Source organism: Paenibacillus castaneae, assembly GCF_002884445.1.
Classification (GTDB): Bacteria; Bacillota; Bacilli; order Paenibacillales; family Paenibacillaceae; genus Pristimantibacillus; species Pristimantibacillus castaneae.
This window is the reverse complement of sequence record NZ_KZ614144.1, coordinates 2,828,299-2,847,464: the sequence shown is the minus strand read 5'-3', so window position 1 is coordinate 2,847,464 and position 19,166 is coordinate 2,828,299. Positions and strand designations below refer to the sequence as shown.

General features: G+C 39.6%; 20 protein-coding genes. 7 read left to right on the top strand and 13 right to left on the bottom strand.

Annotated features, from left to right (window positions below):
- Positions 1-16: 16 nt before the first annotated feature.
- Positions 17-745, bottom strand: a complete 729-nt coding sequence (locus CEF13_RS12555; RefSeq protein ID WP_102710998.1) for a class I SAM-dependent methyltransferase — start codon at positions 743-745, stop codon at positions 17-19.
- A gap of 176 nt (positions 746-921) precedes the next feature.
- On the opposite strand from CEF13_RS12555, the gene CEF13_RS12550 reads away from it, so the two are divergent.
- Entirely contained in the window at positions 922-1,410 is a 489-nt protein-coding gene (locus CEF13_RS12550; protein ID WP_102710997.1) for a GAF domain-containing protein, read from the top strand.
- 125 nt (positions 1,411-1,535) lie between these two features.
- Here the strand turns inward: CEF13_RS12550 and CEF13_RS12545 are convergent, their stop codons facing one another.
- Both CEF13_RS12545 and CEF13_RS12540 read right to left on the bottom strand, forming a co-directional pair.
- Positions 1,536-2,570 carry a phosphotransferase gene (locus CEF13_RS12545; protein WP_102710996.1) on the bottom strand — a complete coding sequence of 345 codons (1,035 nt, stop codon included), beginning with the start codon at positions 2,568-2,570 and terminating at the stop codon, positions 1,536-1,538.
- A gap of 243 nt (positions 2,571-2,813) precedes the next feature.
- Positions 2,814-3,122, bottom strand: coding sequence for a hypothetical protein (locus CEF13_RS12540; protein ID WP_208414445.1), 309 nt, complete (start codon positions 3,120-3,122; stop codon positions 2,814-2,816).
- 225 nt (positions 3,123-3,347) lie between these two features.
- Between CEF13_RS12540 and CEF13_RS12535 the strand changes: the two genes are divergently transcribed.
- Complete coding sequence (locus tag CEF13_RS12535) at positions 3,348-3,722, top strand: MerR family transcriptional regulator (RefSeq protein ID WP_102710995.1); 375 nt, start codon at positions 3,348-3,350, stop codon at positions 3,720-3,722.
- 65 nt (positions 3,723-3,787) lie between these two features.
- On the opposite strand, the gene CEF13_RS12530 is transcribed toward CEF13_RS12535, so the two are convergent.
- The 3 genes from CEF13_RS12530 to CEF13_RS12520 form a co-directional block, all read right to left on the bottom strand.
- A complete protein-coding gene (locus CEF13_RS12530; protein ID WP_102710994.1) occupies positions 3,788-4,288 on the bottom strand; it encodes a DinB family protein in 501 nt (166 codons plus the stop codon).
- Between the two features lie 197 nt (positions 4,289-4,485).
- Positions 4,486-5,466 carry an aldo/keto reductase gene (locus CEF13_RS12525; protein WP_102710993.1) on the bottom strand — a complete coding sequence of 327 codons (981 nt, stop codon included), beginning with the start codon at positions 5,464-5,466 and terminating at the stop codon, positions 4,486-4,488.
- A 119-nt stretch (positions 5,467-5,585) separates the two neighbouring features.
- Positions 5,586-6,587, bottom strand: a complete 1,002-nt coding sequence (locus CEF13_RS12520; RefSeq protein ID WP_102710992.1) for an aldo/keto reductase — start codon at positions 6,585-6,587, stop codon at positions 5,586-5,588.
- Between the two features lie 304 nt (positions 6,588-6,891).
- Between CEF13_RS12520 and CEF13_RS12515 the strand changes: the two genes are divergently transcribed.
- Positions 6,892-7,809, top strand: coding sequence for an AraC family transcriptional regulator (locus CEF13_RS12515; protein WP_102710991.1), 918 nt, complete (start codon positions 6,892-6,894; stop codon positions 7,807-7,809).
- A 238-nt stretch (positions 7,810-8,047) separates the two neighbouring features.
- On the opposite strand, the gene CEF13_RS12510 is transcribed toward CEF13_RS12515, so the two are convergent.
- The 7 genes from CEF13_RS12510 to CEF13_RS12480 all read right to left on the bottom strand — a co-directional run bounded on the left by CEF13_RS12510 (position 8,048) and on the right by CEF13_RS12480 (position 14,425).
- Positions 8,048-8,404 (bottom strand): VOC family protein, encoded by a 357-nt coding sequence (locus CEF13_RS12510; RefSeq protein WP_102710990.1) that lies wholly within the window; start codon positions 8,402-8,404, stop codon positions 8,048-8,050.
- Positions 8,405-8,540: 136 nt separating this feature from the next.
- Positions 8,541-9,665, bottom strand: a complete 1,125-nt coding sequence (locus tag CEF13_RS12505) for an NAD(P)/FAD-dependent oxidoreductase (protein WP_102710989.1) — start codon at positions 9,663-9,665, stop codon at positions 8,541-8,543.
- 91 nt (positions 9,666-9,756) lie between these two features.
- Positions 9,757-10,296 carry a GNAT family N-acetyltransferase gene (locus CEF13_RS12500; protein ID WP_102710988.1) on the bottom strand — a complete coding sequence of 180 codons (540 nt, stop codon included), beginning with the start codon at positions 10,294-10,296 and terminating at the stop codon, positions 9,757-9,759.
- Positions 10,297-10,553: 257 nt separating this feature from the next.
- Positions 10,554-11,093 carry a GNAT family N-acetyltransferase gene (locus CEF13_RS12495; protein ID WP_102710987.1) on the bottom strand — a complete coding sequence of 180 codons (540 nt, stop codon included), beginning with the start codon at positions 11,091-11,093 and terminating at the stop codon, positions 10,554-10,556.
- Between the two features lie 180 nt (positions 11,094-11,273).
- Positions 11,274-12,251 (bottom strand): phosphotransferase enzyme family protein, encoded by a 978-nt coding sequence (locus CEF13_RS12490; RefSeq protein WP_102710986.1) that lies wholly within the window; start codon positions 12,249-12,251, stop codon positions 11,274-11,276.
- A gap of 343 nt (positions 12,252-12,594) precedes the next feature.
- Positions 12,595-13,743, bottom strand: coding sequence for a sensor histidine kinase (locus CEF13_RS12485; RefSeq protein ID WP_424991955.1), 1,149 nt, complete (start codon positions 13,741-13,743; stop codon positions 12,595-12,597).
- Positions 13,736-14,425, bottom strand: a complete 690-nt coding sequence (locus tag CEF13_RS12480) for a response regulator transcription factor (protein ID WP_102710984.1) — start codon at positions 14,423-14,425, stop codon at positions 13,736-13,738. Before CEF13_RS12480 ends, CEF13_RS12485 begins: the two co-directional genes overlap by 8 nt.
- Positions 14,426-14,582: 157 nt before the next feature.
- On the opposite strand from CEF13_RS12480, the gene CEF13_RS12475 reads away from it, so the two are divergent.
- The 4 genes from CEF13_RS12475 to CEF13_RS12460 are packed head-to-tail and all read left to right on the top strand — an operon-like array spanning position 14,583 to position 18,809.
- On the top strand, positions 14,583-15,449 hold the full coding sequence (locus CEF13_RS12475; protein ID WP_244917074.1) for a carbohydrate ABC transporter permease: 867 nt from the start codon (positions 14,583-14,585) through the stop codon (positions 15,447-15,449).
- A 14-nt stretch (positions 15,450-15,463) separates the two neighbouring features.
- Positions 15,464-16,321: a carbohydrate ABC transporter permease gene (locus CEF13_RS12470; RefSeq protein WP_102710982.1), complete on the top strand. Its 858-nt coding sequence runs from the start codon at positions 15,464-15,466 to the stop codon at positions 16,319-16,321.
- 10 nt (positions 16,322-16,331) lie between these two features.
- Positions 16,332-17,450 (top strand): efflux RND transporter periplasmic adaptor subunit, encoded by a 1,119-nt coding sequence (locus CEF13_RS12465; protein WP_102710981.1) that lies wholly within the window; start codon positions 16,332-16,334, stop codon positions 17,448-17,450.
- A 9-nt stretch (positions 17,451-17,459) separates the two neighbouring features.
- Positions 17,460-18,809 carry an ABC transporter substrate-binding protein gene (locus CEF13_RS12460; RefSeq protein ID WP_102710980.1) on the top strand — a complete coding sequence of 450 codons (1,350 nt, stop codon included), beginning with the start codon at positions 17,460-17,462 and terminating at the stop codon, positions 18,807-18,809.
- Positions 18,810-19,166: the final 357 nt, after the last annotated feature.

Here is a 19,166-nt window from a genome sequence, read left to right as displayed (position 1 = left end):
ATGTTAATAGGATCACCTAAACTTTACGTGCTTTCACAATTAGAAAATGTGGATTTGTTGAAAGACGATCAAACCATCGCTGATACCAATCTATAGATTGGGAGTTTTCTTTGAATTGTATATCCTGCTGCGGCTCGACGATTTGGTCAATCGTAAATTGAGCTGTTGTTAAGTTAATAATTTCTTGAAGAGGTCTCCTATAAAATGTGACTTCAACAGGTCCCGCTTCCTTTTTGTTCCATACTTCTGACAGCAACTCATGGGCGAAATAATCTGGCCTTTCAAAGTGTTTAAAGTCCATAAAAGGGTGATGTACAGAAAAAATAAGGGTTCCGCCTGGTTTCATAATACGATTGAATTCACGAAAGGTTGGCTCCAAATCATCTATGTAGTGAAGGGTTAATGAGCTTACGATAAGGTTGAATGTCTCGTTCTTAAAAGGAAGAGTTTCAGCTAAATCACAAGTTAATACAGTTGCTCCATTGCCAACTCGTCTTTTACAAGCATCTACCATTGCAGGACTTAAATCAACAGCCGTTACCTGACAACCCAGTTTTATAAATTGTTCAGTATACCAACCCGCTGCACAACCAGCATCAAGGACTGCCAATTGATTCATATGTTCTGGCATTAGCTTCATCATTGCTGGTCGTTCGTAATAAGCATTAAACCCACTTTGGGTATCGACATGTTTTTCGTAATCTTTAGCAAGCTTGTCATAAGCTACGAGAACCTTTTCTTTCATTATCATCACACCTTCCATCTAAATTCATAAAGTGCTCTGTATTGAATTATATAAACCTTCTACTAATGTGTCGATATGGTGAGACAAATTATATAAACAGCTTGAGTATGTTAAACTATGATGTATAACAAGGAATTACAGATTAAACACCAATCATTATTAAAGGAGTCGTAACTATGTTTCATCCAGAGCAATACAAAGGAACACAAGAGCAAAATTATGAATTAGCGATCAGCCAGCTTCAAGCATTGCTGGAAGGCGAAGATGATGTGATATCAAATCTATCCAATGCATCGGCATTGCTTAATCAATTTTTAGACAATATAAATTGGGTTGGATTTTACTTGAATCGGAATGAAGAACTTGTTCTAGGGCCATTTCAAGGCTTGCCAGCATGTGTTCGTATTCCATTCCACCGAGGCGTATGCGGGAAAGCGGCAAGTCTCAAAATGACAGTCCGAGTGGGAAATGTCCATGAGTTCCCGGGACATATCGCATGCGACTCCGCATCTCTATCGGAAATCGTTATTCCAATCTTAATAAACGGCGAATTGTTCGGTGTTCTGGATATTGATAGTCCTGTGCTCAATCGTTTTGACGAGATTGACCAGCAATACCTGGAGAGGTTTGTCGATCAATTAATTAAGCACTTACATGTAGCGTAAAGAAGCATTAGCAATCACCTATCAGCAATGAGCCTCAGATTCGCTTCTGGAGGCTCATTTTTACGACCCTGCTCACATCTTGTGCTATTCAACAATAGACCCTCGTAACAAGCAGATTGTAACTATTACCTTGTTTTCAGTATAGAATCCACAACTTTAATATCAGGCTCGATATCATCCCATCTGTTCATGCAATGATAAATAATCATATCCAAATCGTTTTCTTTCTGGCTTTTTGCTAAGTTTCTATAAAGAATATTCATTAACCAATTAGTTAGATTTCGAAGATGATGACGATAAGCATAAAATCGTAAAACATCGAGATTTATCGTCACAGATTTGCCAAGTTGTTGTTCGTAAGCAGAAAAGAAAACATTGAATTCCTCCCCAATATATCCCACCAAATCAAGTTCTGGAGGAGCAATTAGAACGGATTCCCAATCAATCAGATACATTTCATTTTCCTGTAAAATCATATTTCCGCCCCAAAGGTCTCCATGACACAATACCCATTCTTTGGGATCAGCCATTGCAATGCCTTTAAGCTCATGAATAAGGTTTATCATTACTAAGATGTGACGTTTTTTGGTAAGAATCTTTTCCTTTAAAGATTGCTGAATGTAATCATTAAATGTTTTTGTGTTTTCAAGAAGAGAAAGACATTTCTCCAGTTCTGGTACAAAGGAAACATCATAAGTTTCTATTGGAAGCATCGAGCGATCAATGTAGGGAGTTAACTGTTGGATTTGAGCGACCGAAATACCAATCTTCTTAAGAATCTTATTAGAAAAAGGATATGCAGATGCCAATGTTTGTCCTTCAATAAAATGAAATAAAACAAATGTACAATCGCTAAAACGTACTATAAATTCGTCAGTCAGCGTTTTTATTGGATACGTAAGATTCTGGAAAAGACCCTGATGATATATACTCCAAGTTAACGGCAAGTAATAACTTAATCGAATGATGCCTCTTCTATGACTATCGTTCTCGTGGTCAAATAATTTCAGATAAAATCGTTCCCCTGACAAACCATTCACCTGATATGAATAAGCTGAGTCACCAAATGGGATAAAACAGAGGTTCACTATATGTACTCCATATTCTTTAGTGAGTTGCATCATTAGTATCGATTCATCAATATGATATTTACTCTTCATTCCCTTTCCCAACTCTCTATATTACTTTAATGAAGATGAATCTCAAACATCTGAAAAAAACCATATTTATCCAAAATAATACTGTACATTCATTCCTATGTAAACCCAATTAATACGCTATTATGAGCAACAAGAAGTTCAGCCCGCTGTTAGTTTGTTTATTGAATGAATACTTAGGACCCGTAAGTTGACCGCTTCATCCTACAAGGGTCTGTACTTACGGGTCTTTGTTTTATTTAATAACTATTTTTTTGAACGTTTCTTGGAAGATGTTGCAGCATGTTTCCCGCGATTCACGCTGGAAACCATAACATTTTTCTCCGTACACGTGTAATAGTGCTGATACACAGGACAACAATGATGTTGTTTTATGGTTTCAATATTTTGAACGACATTCACAATCTGCGGATGGTAGTAGTCCTCGTATTGTGTAATTGGTGGATCATAGATCGTTTGAGTTGGACAATCGGGACAAAATTCAGCTTCATTCACACCAGCAACATTACCCATATCACCCATATTGCCCATGTTATAGTAGTTATTTCGGTTCACAGTAATTATCCCCTTCCTGTTTTGGAATACACCATATTGTATTCGCGGAAAGGCGATGTGACCTGTACGTTTAACACGGAAGGCTATAGCCCTTAATGTTTTGACGAACATTATAATTTCATTTTTTGATTTTGGAATGACCAAAAAAAAGAGTTGCACCTACAGTAACGTTAGGGAGTATGATCAGGTTAGTTGAGGCATTGACCTCATAAGGAGGTTATTCATATGAAAAAGGATACGGAGTATAACATTGGGGATTTCTCGAAAAAAACAGGGATTTCGATTAGAACGCTGCATTACTACGATGAAATTGGCTTGCTTTCACCAAACAAAGCCTTCCACTCTGGCCATCGTATCTATGTTAAACAAGACATTATTACACTTCAGAAAATTGTTAGCCTTAAATCTCTGGGATGTACGCTCGCTCAAATTCAACAAATAATCAAGCATACCGATTCCCCTACGAGTTTAATCGATATGCTTCAGCTTCAGAAAAAAGCACTGGAGGAGAAAAAAGATCGTATAGACCTATCACTAAAAGCCGTCAACAGAGTGATGACGTTCCTGGCTCAGGAGCAAGATGTAAGCAGCAAGCGATAGCATATTATATTGATCATAACGGTTTCGAATTCCCTGTACTTGATCAAGAGAAAAAGTAAGCGCCTCTATCCATCTATAATTTCATTAATTTGTTTAATATGTCTTTGTTCATGTAAGTACAGTGATCTAACCCATTCAATTAATAACATTTCTTTAAACACTGGGTGTATAAAATGTCTTCTGCTGAGCACTAATGGATCTTCTAATGTATTTAATAATTCATTTAGCTTCTCTCTTGAGTTGTTTAGTTTTTTAACCATTTCTTTTTTTTCTAAAATTTCGTCTATAGGTTTAGCCATGTCAGGGGCCTCCAGCTTTTTACTTCTATCAAGTAGAAATTCTAATGGTTTATTTTCTATGAATGAATCTTCCTTGCTCTTTAATCCTTTTCTTATTGCTACGATATATAATTCTTCTGTCTTAATTAGGTGTTGACATATCTGACTAATACTCCAGCTGTATGAATCATTCTTTTTGTTTAGTTGATCTTCACTCAAGCGATTAACAATTCCTAATAATTCGTCTCTTGTTTCTTTTAATTTTTGATTTATTTCTTGAAGTTCCATTTCAATCTCCCTTTCTTTCGCTTTTTAGGAATTTCCGAAAGGACTTGGTTGCCTAATAAATAGGATAGAAATATCGACATAATTATACCATGAAATGGGAATTTGATTGTCGATTTTCCTATCTAAAAAGAGCCGCAGGAATTTTCCTGCGACTCTTTTTAAGAACTTCCATGGAGGCGAGAAGTCGCCTCACCTAATTACTGAAATCCAATTATCGGATGAGGCACATATGGCTCTTCCAGCGACGCAATTTCTTCAGATGTTAACGTAATTGAAAGAGCAGCTACCGCATCTTCGAGATGGGACATTTTTGTAGCACCAATTATAGGAGCTGTTACCGGTTGTTTCTGCAGCAACCAAGCAAGCGCAATATGAGCGCGGGGAACACCACGATTTTCAGCGATTGCCGCAACCCGCTCTACAACCAATCGGTCGGTATTTGCAGTCGCATCGTACTGGGATTTCTGAACTTGATCGGTTTCGGAACGATTGGTCGTTTCATTCCAATCACGCGTCAATCTCCCTTTTGCAAGCGGACTATATGGAATTACAGCGATTTTTTCTTCCTTACAAAGTGGGAGCATTTCTCTCTCTTCTTCACGGTATATGAGGTTTAAATGATTCTGCATCGATACAAACCGGGTCCATCCATTTTTCTCAGCTACATGTAAAGCCTTCAGAAACTGCCATGCGTACATGGCAGAAGCACCAATGTATCTTGCCTTCCCAGCCTTCACAACATCATGCATTGCTTCCATCGTTTCTTCAATAGGTGTATTGTAATCCCAGCGGTGTATTTGATAAAGATCTACATAATCGGTTCCCAATCTCTTAAGGCTCTTATCTATTTCACTCATTATTGCTTTTCGTGAAAGACCTGCACCATTTGGACCTTCATGCATACGGCTGAAAACTTTAGTAGCGAGGATAATTTCATCACGATTGGCATATTCTTTTAGAGCTCGTCCAACAATTTCCTCGCTTGTTCCATCGGCATACACATTTGCCGTATCAAAAAAATTGATACCAACATCAAGAGCCTTTTTAATAATGGGGCGACTGCGCTCTTCATCAAGTACCCATGGATGATGCCATCTCTCTGCTACACCAAAGCTCATACAACCAAGACAAAGCCGGGATACATCCATACCCGTATTTCCAAGTTTCACATATTCCATTTAATTGTCCCTCACTTTTCAATAGATATAGTTTCGTTCAGCCTGTTTTCCAGTTGTTGCTCAGCTTACCGCCATCGCTAATGACGAGGGAAGATGGGCCTATGGATCATAAACTGCTGTTAACTAAGCTCTCGACGACGAGGCAATGAGAACCATAGCTCATCAAGCCATGTCAATTCCTGTTCCGTTAATTCATTCATATCCGCAGCTCGCAGGCTCGAGTCCAATTGCTCTGGTCGACTTGCACCAATGATCGCGGAGTTGATTCCCGGCTGTTGTATTACCCAACGCACGGCCGTTGTGACTGGATCAAAATTGTTCTCTCGGCACCACGATTGGTATCGTTCAACAGCGTCAAACGACGCCTCTTGCCAATATCGCTCCTGATACAATAAACCCGCATTGTTCCCTAGTCCAAAACGGGTCCCCTCTTGGATATTCGCATTTTTCCCGTAGCGGCCGGTTAACATGCCGCCCGCAAGCGGGTTGTAACTGATAATTCCAACCCCCTCGTCAATTGCCATTGGAACCAAATCCTCCTCAATCATCCGAAACAAAAGGTTATAGCGTGGCTGAACACTCGCTATACGGGTGTAATTTTTTCTGTCCGCAATTCCGTTTGCCTTCGCCACTTGCCAAGCACGCCAATTGGATACGCCAATGTAACGCACTTTGCCTTGACCAACCAGATCATCAAACGCGCGTAATGTTTCATCCATTGGTGTGTTTGGGTCGAATTGGTGCGTTTGATAGAGGTCGAGATAATCCGTTTTTAGGCGGCGTAGACTGTCCTCTACGGCTGTCATGATGTGTTTCCGACTTAACCCCTTATCATTTGGACCAGGTCCCATTGCGCCAAAACACTTTGTTGCGAGAACCACTTTATCTCGTTTGTCCTGCAGCCACTCTCCGATAATCGACTCCGTTGCACCCGCGATTGCATACGATGCCCGTCCAATTGGATACACATCGGCAGTGTCGATAAAATTCACACCCTCAGCAAAGGCTTTGTCGAGAATCTCGAAACTGGTCTTTTTGTCTGCCTGATTGCCAAACGTCATCGTTCCCAAACAAAGATTTGTCACTTGTAAACCCGTTCTTCCAAGCGAAGAAAATTTCATCGCAATTCCCCTCTCTTAAGCCTATTAATCATCTTATTCATCACTTCAAGCAATTCTTTTGAACCATCTCCAATCACTTCATCCCTAAGCTTTCCCTGGACGAACGCATAAGACAGAAGAAGACGGTCGTTTGAAATGAGCGGCCTTACCATAACTATTGAGAGTGTAACCTTATTATGCAATAAATGAAAAAAAGACCGTTATCTCAATTGTCTTAAATGATTGCCTAATTCTCTCAATACCACTAACACTACAGAAGTATATGCCTTATAATTGAGAAAGATAAAACAATAAGGAGGAGCCTATGTCTGAGGAAAAACTAAAACGGCAGGATGAACTTGCTCAACTAATTGCGCGCCATTCGGGTAGAGAAGGCGTTTACGAGACAATTATCCCATCTTTATTTTTTATTCACCGCTCTAATGTGACCAGGCCAGTCTACAGAGTTTACAAGCCATGCTTATGCTTCATAGCTCAAGGTAAGAAAGAAATATTGCTGGCACAGGAGCGTTTTGAGTATGGTCCTGCTGACTATCTTATTTCATCCATGGACTTACCCGTGAACGGCCGGGTCATAAACGCTTCTTCCGAGGCTCCGTATATGAGTTTCAAACTAGAATTTACACAAAGTCAAATTTTAGAGGTTTTAAATGAATCTGAAATTCAAATCACCCCGAAAGAAAACGCTAAGCGAGCTATGTTTGTCGGCCAGATAGAGTTGCCTATACTAGATGCGATACTCAGATTAGCTCGTTTGCTGGAACATCCCGAAGACATTCCATACCTTGCTCCCATCTACACAAAGGAAATTCTATTCAGGCTTCTTCAAGGGCAATATGGGGGTGCACTGGCACAAATCGCAATGGAAGGAAGCAGCAGCTATCGAATCAGAGATGCTATTGAACAAATTATTAATAATTGTGAGAAGCCTTTGCGAATTGAAGAGCTTGCAGATATCGCAAGTATGAGCATCTCTTCGTTTCACAGACACTTCAAAGAAGTAACCGCTATGAGCCCTATTCAGTTTCAGAAACAGCTGCGATTGCAGGAAGCTCGGCGTTTATTATTATCCGAATCAGCGGATGCCGCTGATGTCGCATTCCGAGTTGGCTATGAAAGTGCTTCCCAATTCAGCCGTGAATATTCTCGTATGTTCGGTGCTCCTCCCATAGCAGACATAAGGCGTCTCAAACAAAAATATGATCATAAAGTACATGCTTGATTCTTTTGCTCAGAAGAGCTCCTCCATAAGTCAAAAGAAGGCAATCTAAACGGTTTCAAATAGGAATAACCCAGTCAAGCCGATATTTAGACAGCAAATAAGGACTATTCCAAAAGCTTACTGCTTGAGGGATAGTCCTTATTTTTGCGCTTATTCAGTAAGATAAAGTAGCGATTTATACAAGGTGAATCACCAGCGACCCGAAGCTCTGCTACTCCGTGCAACGACACTTAAGACACTAACACTTACAAATCATCAACATGTTCCCATCTGGATCTTTAAAATTAAACCAATGGCCATTCTCTATATCGGTGACAAGTTCAATTTTACGGTCTTTCATGAATTGGTAAGCCTTGTGTATATCGTCAGTGTTAAAATGGAAGACCGGATTTCTAAAGTATGAATCCCCATTATAAATATTGCTGTCTAAAACAAGATTCAACCCATTATTATCCAATGGTATACAACAAAGATGACCAGCGATAATATCAAATGTAGGTTCCAGACCCAGAATAGAGCAATACCATTCTCTTGCTTCTCTAATGTCACTCACCGGGATAAAAACGGCCCCAACTTTACTTAAAATAATACTCACAGTGATCACACTCCTTAATTATTGTATACCAAGATACATTGAACCCTGTTGTTCGGTAATATAAGGTTATTCGTTTATTGCTTTGCACTCAAATTCTTCATTCCGGTCACAACCATATATGTGATAGTCACACAGGTCAGCTAATGGCCTTACGAATGTCATAATCGGTTAGATCGATATCTAATTCCATTCCTAGTGCTAACTTAGCCATCTGGCTTCCGATATAAGGGCCCATCGTTAATCCGGAGGCTCCAAGACCGTTTACCGCAAGTAGTCCTTCCCAATCTGGAATAGCGCCTATAACCGGAAGAAAATCGGCTGTATAAGGGCGAAAGCCCACCCTTACTTCCTGGAACGTGCTATCTGCCAGATCAGGTGCGAATGTAAGACATTTGCTTAAAATTTCGTGCATACCGCCAGGCGTGATCCTGGTATCGTAGCCTTCAATATCATTCTCATGAGTTGCCCCTATCACGATTTTCTGCTGTTCAAAGGCGAGCAGATATTGATCGGACGGCGGCATAACGACAGGCCAGCTGCCAGTATTTTGATTGGCGTCTGGAATCTGCAAGTGCATGATTTGCGCTTTCTGATAACTCACTTTAAAATCAATGCCTAATGGCTTTAGCAACGGTCCCGCCCAAGCCCCCGCACAAACGATGACCCTGTCAGCCGTGTAGCAATTTGCCCCAATCGTTACGCCTGTTACACGGTTGGAGTGAAATTCAAGCTCAGCATCCCCATATATAAACTCAGCCCCGTTCCTTTGTGCAGATCGAAGCAAAGCATCACGCAGCGCCCGGCCATCGACTCGGGCTGCTCCGCTAATATGAACGGAAGAATACCCTTCCATGAGCAGTGGGAACAGCTCACGAGTCCTATGTTCATCAAGCCTTGTAATTTCACCGATTTCAGTCGCGTCTTCTAGACGCTTGTAAGCTCGTTCTTCCATTTTGCCGATCTTATCCGAATCCATATGTATGCTAAGGGCCCCGACCCTGGCATAGCCGGTTTCGGTTTCCCCTTCGCTTTCAAGCTCTTCAATCAAAACAGGGTAATAACGCGCCCCGGCTTTCGCAAGTCGGTACCAAGCCTGATTTCGCCGCTGTGACAGCCAGGGACAAATAATGCCGGCAGCTGCATCCGTAGCCTGTCCTTCATCTTTCCGATCGATGATGAGGATTTCTGCTCCCTGTTTAGCCAATTGGTATGCGGTGGATGCGCCAGCAATTCCCGCTCCGATGACAATTACCTTCACGATGATTCCATTCCTTTCTGCAAACGCTCTTCACTCTTCCCATTATAACGAGATCCCTATTAAATAGGAAAGCCGCGTATGTCAGCAAAGGTTATTACGTTGCAACACCATGCTGCATCTGTTCCCTGCTTTCTAGAAAGCTTAACCGCTCCACCTGATACAAATCATAGATCTGTTGCGTATTATTTATCAATTTATATACTTGCTGATTTATTTCGTTTGCTAATTTGACATACTGTAGTTTTTCTACCGCTTTCTTCGATCGAATATTTTGTTTCCTGATCTTCAAGAATACCGTTTCGATATTATGTTCAAGAAACAGCTCAGCGAAAAAGGATTCCTTCGCTCGTTGGTTATAACCTTTTCCGAAATAAGGAGATCCAATCCATGTGGCCAAAAAGCCTGTTTTATTAACAATATCATATAGATCAATGGTACCAATAGGATGTCCCGTCTCGTTAAGTATCGTTCTAGAAATACATGTCTTCTTTTCTTCTTCAACGATCAAATGTTTCGTTATGAATAAATATTGTTCATACGATTGGCATTTATAACGAACATAAGGAAAAACTACAGGATCCATCATTAAGTTATAGAGTGAATGGCATTCGTGCAAATCACGGTTTTTTAACATTTAATCTACCACCTAGTCCTTTTGATTCGCTATATCAAACAATATAAGTATATAAAAGGACTTGGTGGATTTTATGAATTCTACATGTTCTTTGTGTAAAATTTATCGTAGAAATTGTATTCCTTATCACTCAGATAAACTTAGAAAGATCAATTCTTCTCGGCCCTACAATTTTTCAAAGACCCGAATAAATCTAAAGGAGGAGCTGCTTTAGAAAATGCAACTCCTCCTTAATTATTAATTCTCTTTACTATAATTTACATAGAAAACTCCATTAGCCATGAATCCCTAAGTTCCCCTTCATGCAATTCATGCTTAGGTAATAACTTTACTTTTTTGAATCCACATTTTTCATAACACACGATTGCTCGTACATTCCAAGTTTCTGGGTCCATCACAATTTTGCTTACATTAAATTCAGTTATCAAGTAGTTGACCATTGAACTGACTAATAACTTGCCTATCCCTTTATTCCAATAATCGACCTCTCCAATGAATTGGTCCGTACCATATATTTTTTCTTTCAAATTTGTATAACCATATTTCTCTTTTCCTTCATCATCCAATTCATAGAATTGAATATACCCTATTGATTTAGAACCGTATTCAACAATGCATCTCGTTTCACTATCTTCTTCTTGAAAAAAAATCTCTCTCACCATCTCCATATTATGAGGGCGGTCTCTTCCTGCGTAATATTGCAGCACTAATGGATTGGAAAGCCACTGTACTAGATAATCCGCGTCTTTATTCGATAATTTGCGAACACGAAGGTTTCCTCTTTCAAAAATCAACAATTTGAACTCCCCCGTATCGATATTATTGTTTAATATTACCATATAGATTCCGTTGACCTCGACTTCTTCGAGTAACTCTTATCCTGCCCGTTACCTCAACGAGGCTGTTGTTACATGCCGGCTGCCTCCACTTGTTGATTGTTACGCTGCTAGCGTTGCCCGTCAGTGGAATAAACCATTTTACATTCGCGAGAAGTCCAAATCAATATAGGGGGTGTTATTCAGTAAGTTGAGATAGTAGAAGCGTCTAGCTTGTTCATCCCATTCACTCCAATCAGGAGAATTAAAATCTCTACTTCTATATAATGCGGATAAAACTCTAGCTTGTCTTAAATCGATAAATAAAGGTATTTTCTTTAACCATACTTGACTTACCGTATTTTCTTTACAATAGCCATTTAAGAAGTTGGAAAAAAAGCGCTTTGTAATCTCCTTTCTTACCTCTACATCCACAACCCACGGGATAGGGATTTCATAAAATAAAGGTGTAGCAATATCAGACACAAACCAGCTATATTCCGCCTCGTCAAAATCAATAATATTGGCCTTATCCCCATCATTTAGATAATTACCGCAACTGACATCCCCATGAATAAGACCGTACGTATCTTTATCCTTGGAAAGAGCGCTAACTTCCTCAATTAAACGGTCGAAACTGCTATATAATTCTGATGGACAATAGTTTTTAAATGAAGCTAATAATGCATTGTCATTCCATTCATAGCGTGAATGCTGGGGGGTATAGTGCAGTGAAAGCTTATGTATTTTTCCAACAAATTGACCTATATTCTCATAAAAAGTATTGCTCTCCTCGGCAATTTTTGCATTTCGCCCAGAGACTTTCTCAAAAGCTGTCACAACAAAAGCATCATCAATTGTATGGAGAAGATCACCCGTTAAAGAATGAATCGGTCTAGCTACTTTTACACCGGACTCCGCCAAAAACATGATAAAGTCTAATTCCGCTTTCGTTAATATTTCATTCCGATGTGTGATATGTGCAATTCTTAAAATAATTTCACGTTCTCCGGCCAATCCAGAATATACGAAGTTTTGAAACCCATTTAATTCGATCATTGAGTCTTCGCGTATACCATAACGTACTGCGGCTTGTCTCAATATATCTGGATTGAATAGCTGTTTAATTTTCTTATCCATATTATCCCTTGATCACCCTTCGAAAGTAATTTGATCTTATTCTAATCGAAATCAATTGATTGCGGTCAATAAAAAACGGCTTTAATTAAACTATACTGCCAGTTAGCTCAACGAGGTTTGTTTAGAAGACTAAAGTAGCCGAACCTCCATATAACACATAAGTAACCTATGACTGCACTCACCTCTTAAATCGTATTAATGGTGGTGAGCGGAGTCTCCTTCTAAATAAAAATAAAACCTCCCCACAGCCATTCATCGCTGTAGGGAGGATCACTTCTAATAATAAATCTACTCATCCCGCTTTTACTTAAGTATTTCCACTGCTTCGGCGTGGATCGAACGGCTATATAGTTAAGATTACATTAAAGCAAGTTCCGCCATTTTCATTATTAGTAACCGTAAGCGTGCCCTTATGCTTTTTGATAATACTGTCAACAATCGAAAGCCCTAAGCCCGCACCAGCGACTTGGCGTGAGCGTGATTTGTCAACACGATAAAAAGGCTCGAATATATTCTTTTTGTTATTATCGGTAATACCGATTCCTGTATCCTTAATTTTGATCGAAACCTGTTCTTTACTTAGTCTGTATACATTGACCTCAACGCTTCCGCCGTCAATATTGTACTTTATTCCGTTTTCCACGAGGTTGTAAAACGCACGATACAATAAGTCGGTGTTACCAGTAACAATGCTATTATTACAATCTAAGGACAGCGTAACATGTTTGTCTTTAGCTATGTGAGAAAGCTCGGAAATAATATCCTCAAAAATATCCTTTAAGTAAATGCTGCTTTGCTCTCCGTTATCTTTCATATTTGTCATTTCCAACAGGTTGCCTACGAGGCCTCTCAAGCGATAGGTTTGCTTTTCAATAACGGAAATAAGAGCATTGTATTCCTCGATTGTATGATCCCTTTTCTTCTTAAATACATCAACCTTTGTTTGTAAAACAGCAAGAGGTGTCCTAAGCTCGTGTGCAGCATTTGCTGAAAATCTTCCTTGCATCATAAAAGCATTATTTAGCTTATCTGTCATTTCATTAAATGTTACAGTAAGCTCTGCAATTTCATCCTTTGTAGGCGGCACAGCTAATGTTTCAGATAGATTATGCACATTTATGTTCTTCACTTGACCATTTAGTGTATGAAGAGGCTTTAATGCCTTACCCGAAATATAGTTGGTTAAGAATCCGCCGCCTACAATAATTAAAATCATATAAATAATACTTTTTATTTTAAAATCCATTCTTGCTTGCTCAGAATCATCAGATGGAACGGGAGTGATTATGCTGCTTGACGGTAATTGAGGGCTTTCATCAACCTGTCCATTATCGCTAATTTCTTTGGCCGGTAATACCGTAGCTGCATCAATCCTTGCAGCCATCGTATCCGCAGATAAATTAAGTATTAAGGTAAGACCTACACAACAAACAGTCAAAAGTGCAACGGTCATAACCGTAAGTCGCAATCGAATTGGCATTTTTTTAAGCATCAGCATCACCTTCCTTATCTGATAAAAAGTATCCCTCTCCGATTTTTGTTCCTATGGGGTCGTAGTTTAAGACAGCCCTCAACTTCTTACGTAGTGTCGCAATATGAACCCGTATAGCACCACTAAAGCTATCCGCATTCTGATCCCAGATATGTTCAATTAATTCTTCTTGGCTAACCACCCTATCCTTGTTAAGCAAGAAATATTCAAGCAAAGCAAATTCTTTTTTTGTAAGTGATATCTCATCTTTATTAACATGAGCAACACGCTTTGATAAATCGACTTTAATTGTACCGCAGGACAGCATACTACTTTCTTGTACAAACTTACGCCTTAACAAATTTCGTATTCTTGCTTCCAACTCTGCAAAATCAAATGGCTTAGCTAAGTAATCATTTGCACCTAAGTCTAAGCCTTTTACTTTGTCATTAACACTACCTCTTGCACTGAGAATGAGCACCTTTAATTCCGGCCTTTCATCTCGTATTTTAGCTAAAACCTCAAGCCCATCCCATTTCGGGAGGTTTAAGTCAAGAACAACCAAATCATAATTTATTTCATATAAAAGCTCGTAAGCTGCTTCACCGTTGTCACAGGTATCAACGGCATAACCATCTATTCTAAGCCCCTCTGCAATCGCTTCTTGCAGATCAAGCTCGTCCTCTACAACGAGTATCCTCATACACAAATCACCTCTTTTACTATTATACCTAAATACAAGTTAAATCTATGTTAAGCACTTAACAAGGATTTAACATCGTTTATTATACGATGGTTGCATCAAGCCTAGGAGGAACAAAAAATGTATATTTTAAAAACCGAAAATGGATGGGGATGCTGTGAGAATATCAAATTTGGCTCGTAAGGAGATTCTTGCGGCTTTCTGCTTTCTTGCTCCGAGCTTAATAGGTTTTGCCTTATTTTATTTAATTCCGTTTGGTCAAAGTATTGCATTTTCTTTTGAGAATCCAAGCGGAGAAGCAGGGTTCTCGCTTGCCAATTATCAGAACCTATTAGCCAGTTCGTCCTTTCAAAAGGCAATGGGAAATACATTCAGGTTTACTATTATTGGCGTTCCCATTCTTATTGTATTGTCACTTTCTCTTGCCATGCTGCTTAACAAACGAGTCTTCTTTCGAAACTGGCTGCGCACCTCTTATGTGCTGCCGCTCGTTGTTCCAGTAGCTTCAATTGTGCTCGTATGGCAGATTTTATTTGATTGGAATGGTTTTTTCAATTATGTATTGGAGTGGCTTGGAATCAATCGGATTGATTGGATGAAATCAGATTGGGCACAAGGAGTCATTATATTTATCTATGTATGGAAAAACATTGGCTATAACGTGATCCTGTTCTTAGCCGGGTTACAAAATATCCCTGATCAATATTATGAGATAGCAGACCTAGAAGGAGCAAGCTGGGCTCGTAAGCTCCAGATCACCTTGATTTATTTAATACCGACAGGATTTTTAGTTATACTGATGTCGATTCTGAACTCATTCAAGGTATTTCGGGAAATCTATTTAGTTGCAGGTGACTATCCACATGACAGCATCTATATGCTTCAGCACTATATGAACAATATGTTCCTATCGCTCGATATACAGAAGCTGTCGGCTGCAGCATGCTTGATGGTGCTCTGCATTCTAGTCATTGTTCTAATACTATTCCGAGTTGAACAAAAGTTCCGTTCGTTTATGGATTAAGGGAAGGTGTGTAGATGAAACAGAAACAGATAAGAACACTGCTACTCACTATCTTCTTAACCGTAATAGCACTTGTCATGTTGTTTCCTGTTGTACTGACAATAGTAAGCTCCTTGATGACGGAGAAGGAAATTATGCTGAATTACGGCATGTTAGGTAGTACTCAGATAAATGATTTTGCGAATTTGAAGCTAATTCCAGATTGGGTTTCGTTCGAGCAATTTTTTAAGGTGCTTATTTCAACCTCGCAATTTCTTCGTATGTTTTGGAATTCTGTATTTATGGTGGTTCCAATTATTATAGGTCAGGTCGTGGTGGCAACACTAGCGGCATTTGCATTTGCGAAGCTGCGATTTCCTGGTAGAGAGCCATTATTTATTGTGTATCTAATAACGATGCTGATGCCGTTTCAGGTCACACTAGTACCGAATTACATTATGTCGGATCGATTGGGGCTTATTAATAGTCCGAGCTCTATTATTTTACCAGGAATATTTGCAGCGTTTGGCGTGTTCCTGCTCAGACAATTTATGCTCCAAATTCCAACTGCATATATGGAAGCAGCCAAAATGGATGGGGCAGGCTATTTCCGTTCCTTTGTTACGATGGTCCTGCCTATGGTGAAACCTGGCATGGCAGCGCTTGTCGTTCTGCTATTTGCAGATTACTGGAATATGGTGGAGCAGCCACTGATATTTCTGCAGGATGCCGCTTTACAGCCCTTGTCCATTTTTCTATCTCGCTTGCAGGAAGATGCGTTTGGGGTATCCTTTGCGGCTGCGGTCTTGTATATGATGCCTATGCTTCTTTTGTTTCTTCTTGCGGAACGGTATTTTATTGAGGGCATAGAGCTTTCTGGAATTAAAGGATAGGTGGAATGAGATGACAAGTATATCTAGGCGACAACGTATAACGACTGTTTTGTTTATATTGTTCTTTGCGATATTGGCTGGCCTGACTTTTTTTAGCAGCACACTCGAAACGATGATGCTGCCCAAAGTGATTACGGAGAAGATCGCTTCTAAGCCATTAGTTCATCAGGTCAACGGGAGTGGAGTTTTGACGCCTCGCAAGCAGGTGGAGTTGATGAATGAGAGTGGCTCTAAAATTTTGAAGGTACATGTAAAAGAGAATGAAAAAGTTAAGAAGGGTCAAAAGCTCGTGACATTCGACAGCTCTGAACTGGATGAGCAGCTTTACCAAGAGGAAATGGCGCTGAAAAAGCAAAATATGAATCGGGAGGTGTTGAAGGAGAACTTAATGAATGCGCTGAGAGAGGGTGATGAGCAAGTCATTGCCAAAGCTAAGCGAGATTTTGAACTGGATAATATGGATCTTGAACTGGCACAAAGAAAATTGAGTAAGCTGCGTAAAGATAAAGCGGACAAGCAAACACTGACTGCTCCCTTTTCCGGCAAGATTACAAAGATCGTAGATGAGGACAGCATGAATGTCTCACAAGGTGGGACAATATTGACACTCATGGATAGTGGCAAGGGCTTCGAATTTTTATTTACTGTCGATTCGGGAAATACGGCATTATTCGAGATTGGGTCTAAGGTTTCTGTTCGATTGGTGAAAGACAATAAATTGGTTAACGGTACAATTCAAGAGATTAAAGTTGCATCTAAAGAGAATAGAGAAGATTCCAGTGAAGATGCACCCATTGATTCCAGTTATCAGGTTGTTGTTTCTGTCACCGATGATGGTCTTAAAGGCGGAGAACAAGTAAGTGTTGATATCAAGAAAGAATCCAATGAAAAGGGTTTTGTGTTACCAAAGAAATGGGTTCATAAAGATGCGACAGGAAGCTATGTCTATGTAGTTGAGGAGAAGAAAAGCTCACTCGGCAATACGTTCAATGCACGCAAAGCTTATGTTTTAACAGGTGATTCAACCGTGGATGACATCGTAGTAGTGAACGGGTTAAGTCCAAATGATGAGATCATTATTGAATCAAGTGAACCACTGCAGGAAGGTAATCGAATCCGAATTTATTGAAGGGAATGAATGAATTTGAATAGAAAATGGATACTGGCCTTATTAACAATGATAATCGTATTATCGGGATGCTCTAGCAGCAACGTGGGATCAGGTGGAGGTGGAGCATCTGATGAACAATCAGGTACAAATGGCACAACGATTGAGATTGCACTGATGTCAGCACATCCTTATTTAGATGAAGCAATTGAGAAATATAAAAAAATTCGTCCAGATATCAACATTGTAACTAAGGAGTATAAAGCTACATCTCAAATAGAGGAAAATACAACGAGTGCACCATTAACAAAGGGCGATATTGAGAAATATGTACAAACGGTCAGCACGCAGATGATGTCTGGCAAAGGGGCAGACATCATCGTAACGAATGAACTGCCGAAGGACAAATATGTAGCTAAGAATATGTTAGTTAATTACTATGATCTGATGGACAAAGATTCTGACTTTGATAAAAATCAGTACTATCAGAATATCTTTAAAAACTCCCAGAATGGTGATGGTTTGTACGCAATGCCATTCTCATTTGTCCTTGAATCGTTTACTGGCAATAAAGACTTGTTAAAGCAAGGTAATATTGAAATTGATGATCGAACCTGGACATGGGATGACTTTGAAGAAATTTCAAAGAAGCTTAAGGAACAAGTTGGTGAAGATGTTGTGGCATTTGGTAATCTATACTCAGGGCAACTGTTATCGGAGTATATAGAGGCTAATTATGATAAGCTCATTAATCAAGGTCAAGCAAATTTCGATTCCGATCTGTTTCGAGGTATGATGAAGCAAATCAAATCGATGTATGATGAAGGTGTGCTTAGTTCCGATTATTCGCGTGAATATTCCGATTCCTTGTTCGGCAATGCTAACCTTCTCGATCCAACAACAGGTCTAGCTCAAGTGCTTGATCCAAAGTTTAATATCTATCAAAAACCAACAGTAACTGGACAAAATAACGGAACGCCATTTAAGTCGAATTTCAGTTTAGGCATGAACAGCAAGTCTAAAGTTCAAGATGAAGCTTGGAAATTTATTAAATTCATGCTTTCCGAGGAAATGCAATCTTCACCAGCGGTATTTGGCTTTGCGATGCACAAGGGAGTTGTGGAGAAACAGCTCAAGGATGCCAAGCAGCAGGCAGTAGATGGTACACTTCTTGGACAGAAGGTTGATGCTAAAACAGTAGAAAGTAAGATGAAAGAATTACAGCAGCTCATCGGTGGAGTGAGTACGAATTTATCTAGTGATTTCAAGGTCGTTTCCATTGCGATTGAAGAATTTGATTCCTATATGAGCGGCCAGAAATCAGTTGAAGATGTCAGTAAGTTGATTCAAAACCGAGTCAACACTTACATTAATGAGTAAATAGAACGTCCTATTAAAGCTAGCTAAAACGGAACATTATATGTCTCCAGATAAGAGTGGGACATATCCCCATTTGGTGGCCCTCCCTTCACAAGAACATATCAAGCCTGCATCCAATTGAATGCGGACTTGATGTGTTCATGCTACTATGCCGCTTTAACCATTACGTGGATTAGCGCTCCAAGAGTGGTTACAGACACTTGTAAAATTGCAAATGATTAAGTACCTCTCAGTTTAGTAGACATTATGTCTACTAATATTCATCGTAACTGTTAGTATATAAAACTAAGTTGCCTCCCACAAGAAATTTTCAGAGCAATTTCAACTACCAATCAGCACCGTATATTGTTACTATCC

What these genes read in the sequence shown, in the direction of transcription:
- CEF13_RS12490 (WP_102710986.1), bottom strand. Translation starts at nt 12,251, where the DNA reads ATGGATAAGAAAATTAAACAGCTATTCAATCCAGATATATTGAGACAA.
- CEF13_RS12535 (WP_102710995.1), top strand. Translation starts at nt 3,348, where the DNA reads ATGAAAAAGGATACGGAGTATAACATTGGGGATTTCTCGAAAAAAACA.
- CEF13_RS12525 (WP_102710993.1), bottom strand. Translation starts at nt 5,466, where the DNA reads ATGGAATATGTGAAACTTGGAAATACGGGTATGGATGTATCCCGGCTT.
- CEF13_RS12460 (WP_102710980.1), top strand. Translation starts at nt 17,460, where the DNA reads ATGAATTTGAATAGAAAATGGATACTGGCCTTATTAACAATGATAATC.
- CEF13_RS12500 (WP_102710988.1), bottom strand. Translation starts at nt 10,296, where the DNA reads ATGTTAAAAAACCGTGATTTGCACGAATGCCATTCACTCTATAACTTA.
- CEF13_RS12545 (WP_102710996.1), bottom strand. Translation starts at nt 2,570, where the DNA reads ATGAAGAGTAAATATCATATTGATGAATCGATACTAATGATGCAACTC.
- CEF13_RS12515 (WP_102710991.1), top strand. Translation starts at nt 6,892, where the DNA reads ATGTCTGAGGAAAAACTAAAACGGCAGGATGAACTTGCTCAACTAATT.
- CEF13_RS12465 (WP_102710981.1), top strand. Translation starts at nt 16,332, where the DNA reads ATGACAAGTATATCTAGGCGACAACGTATAACGACTGTTTTGTTTATA.
- CEF13_RS12485 (WP_424991955.1), bottom strand. Translation starts at nt 13,743, where the DNA reads ATGCTTAAAAAAATGCCAATTCGATTGCGACTTACGGTTATGACCGTT.
- CEF13_RS12520 (WP_102710992.1), bottom strand. Translation starts at nt 6,587, where the DNA reads ATGAAATTTTCTTCGCTTGGAAGAACGGGTTTACAAGTGACAAATCTT.
- CEF13_RS12530 (WP_102710994.1), bottom strand. Translation starts at nt 4,288, where the DNA reads ATGGAACTTCAAGAAATAAATCAAAAATTAAAAGAAACAAGAGACGAA.
- CEF13_RS12470 (WP_102710982.1), top strand. Translation starts at nt 15,464, where the DNA reads ATGAAACAGAAACAGATAAGAACACTGCTACTCACTATCTTCTTAACC.
- CEF13_RS12550 (WP_102710997.1), top strand. Translation starts at nt 922, where the DNA reads ATGTTTCATCCAGAGCAATACAAAGGAACACAAGAGCAAAATTATGAA.
- CEF13_RS12555 (WP_102710998.1), bottom strand. Translation starts at nt 745, where the DNA reads ATGAAAGAAAAGGTTCTCGTAGCTTATGACAAGCTTGCTAAAGATTAC.
- CEF13_RS12480 (WP_102710984.1), bottom strand. Translation starts at nt 14,425, where the DNA reads ATGAGGATACTCGTTGTAGAGGACGAGCTTGATCTGCAAGAAGCGATT.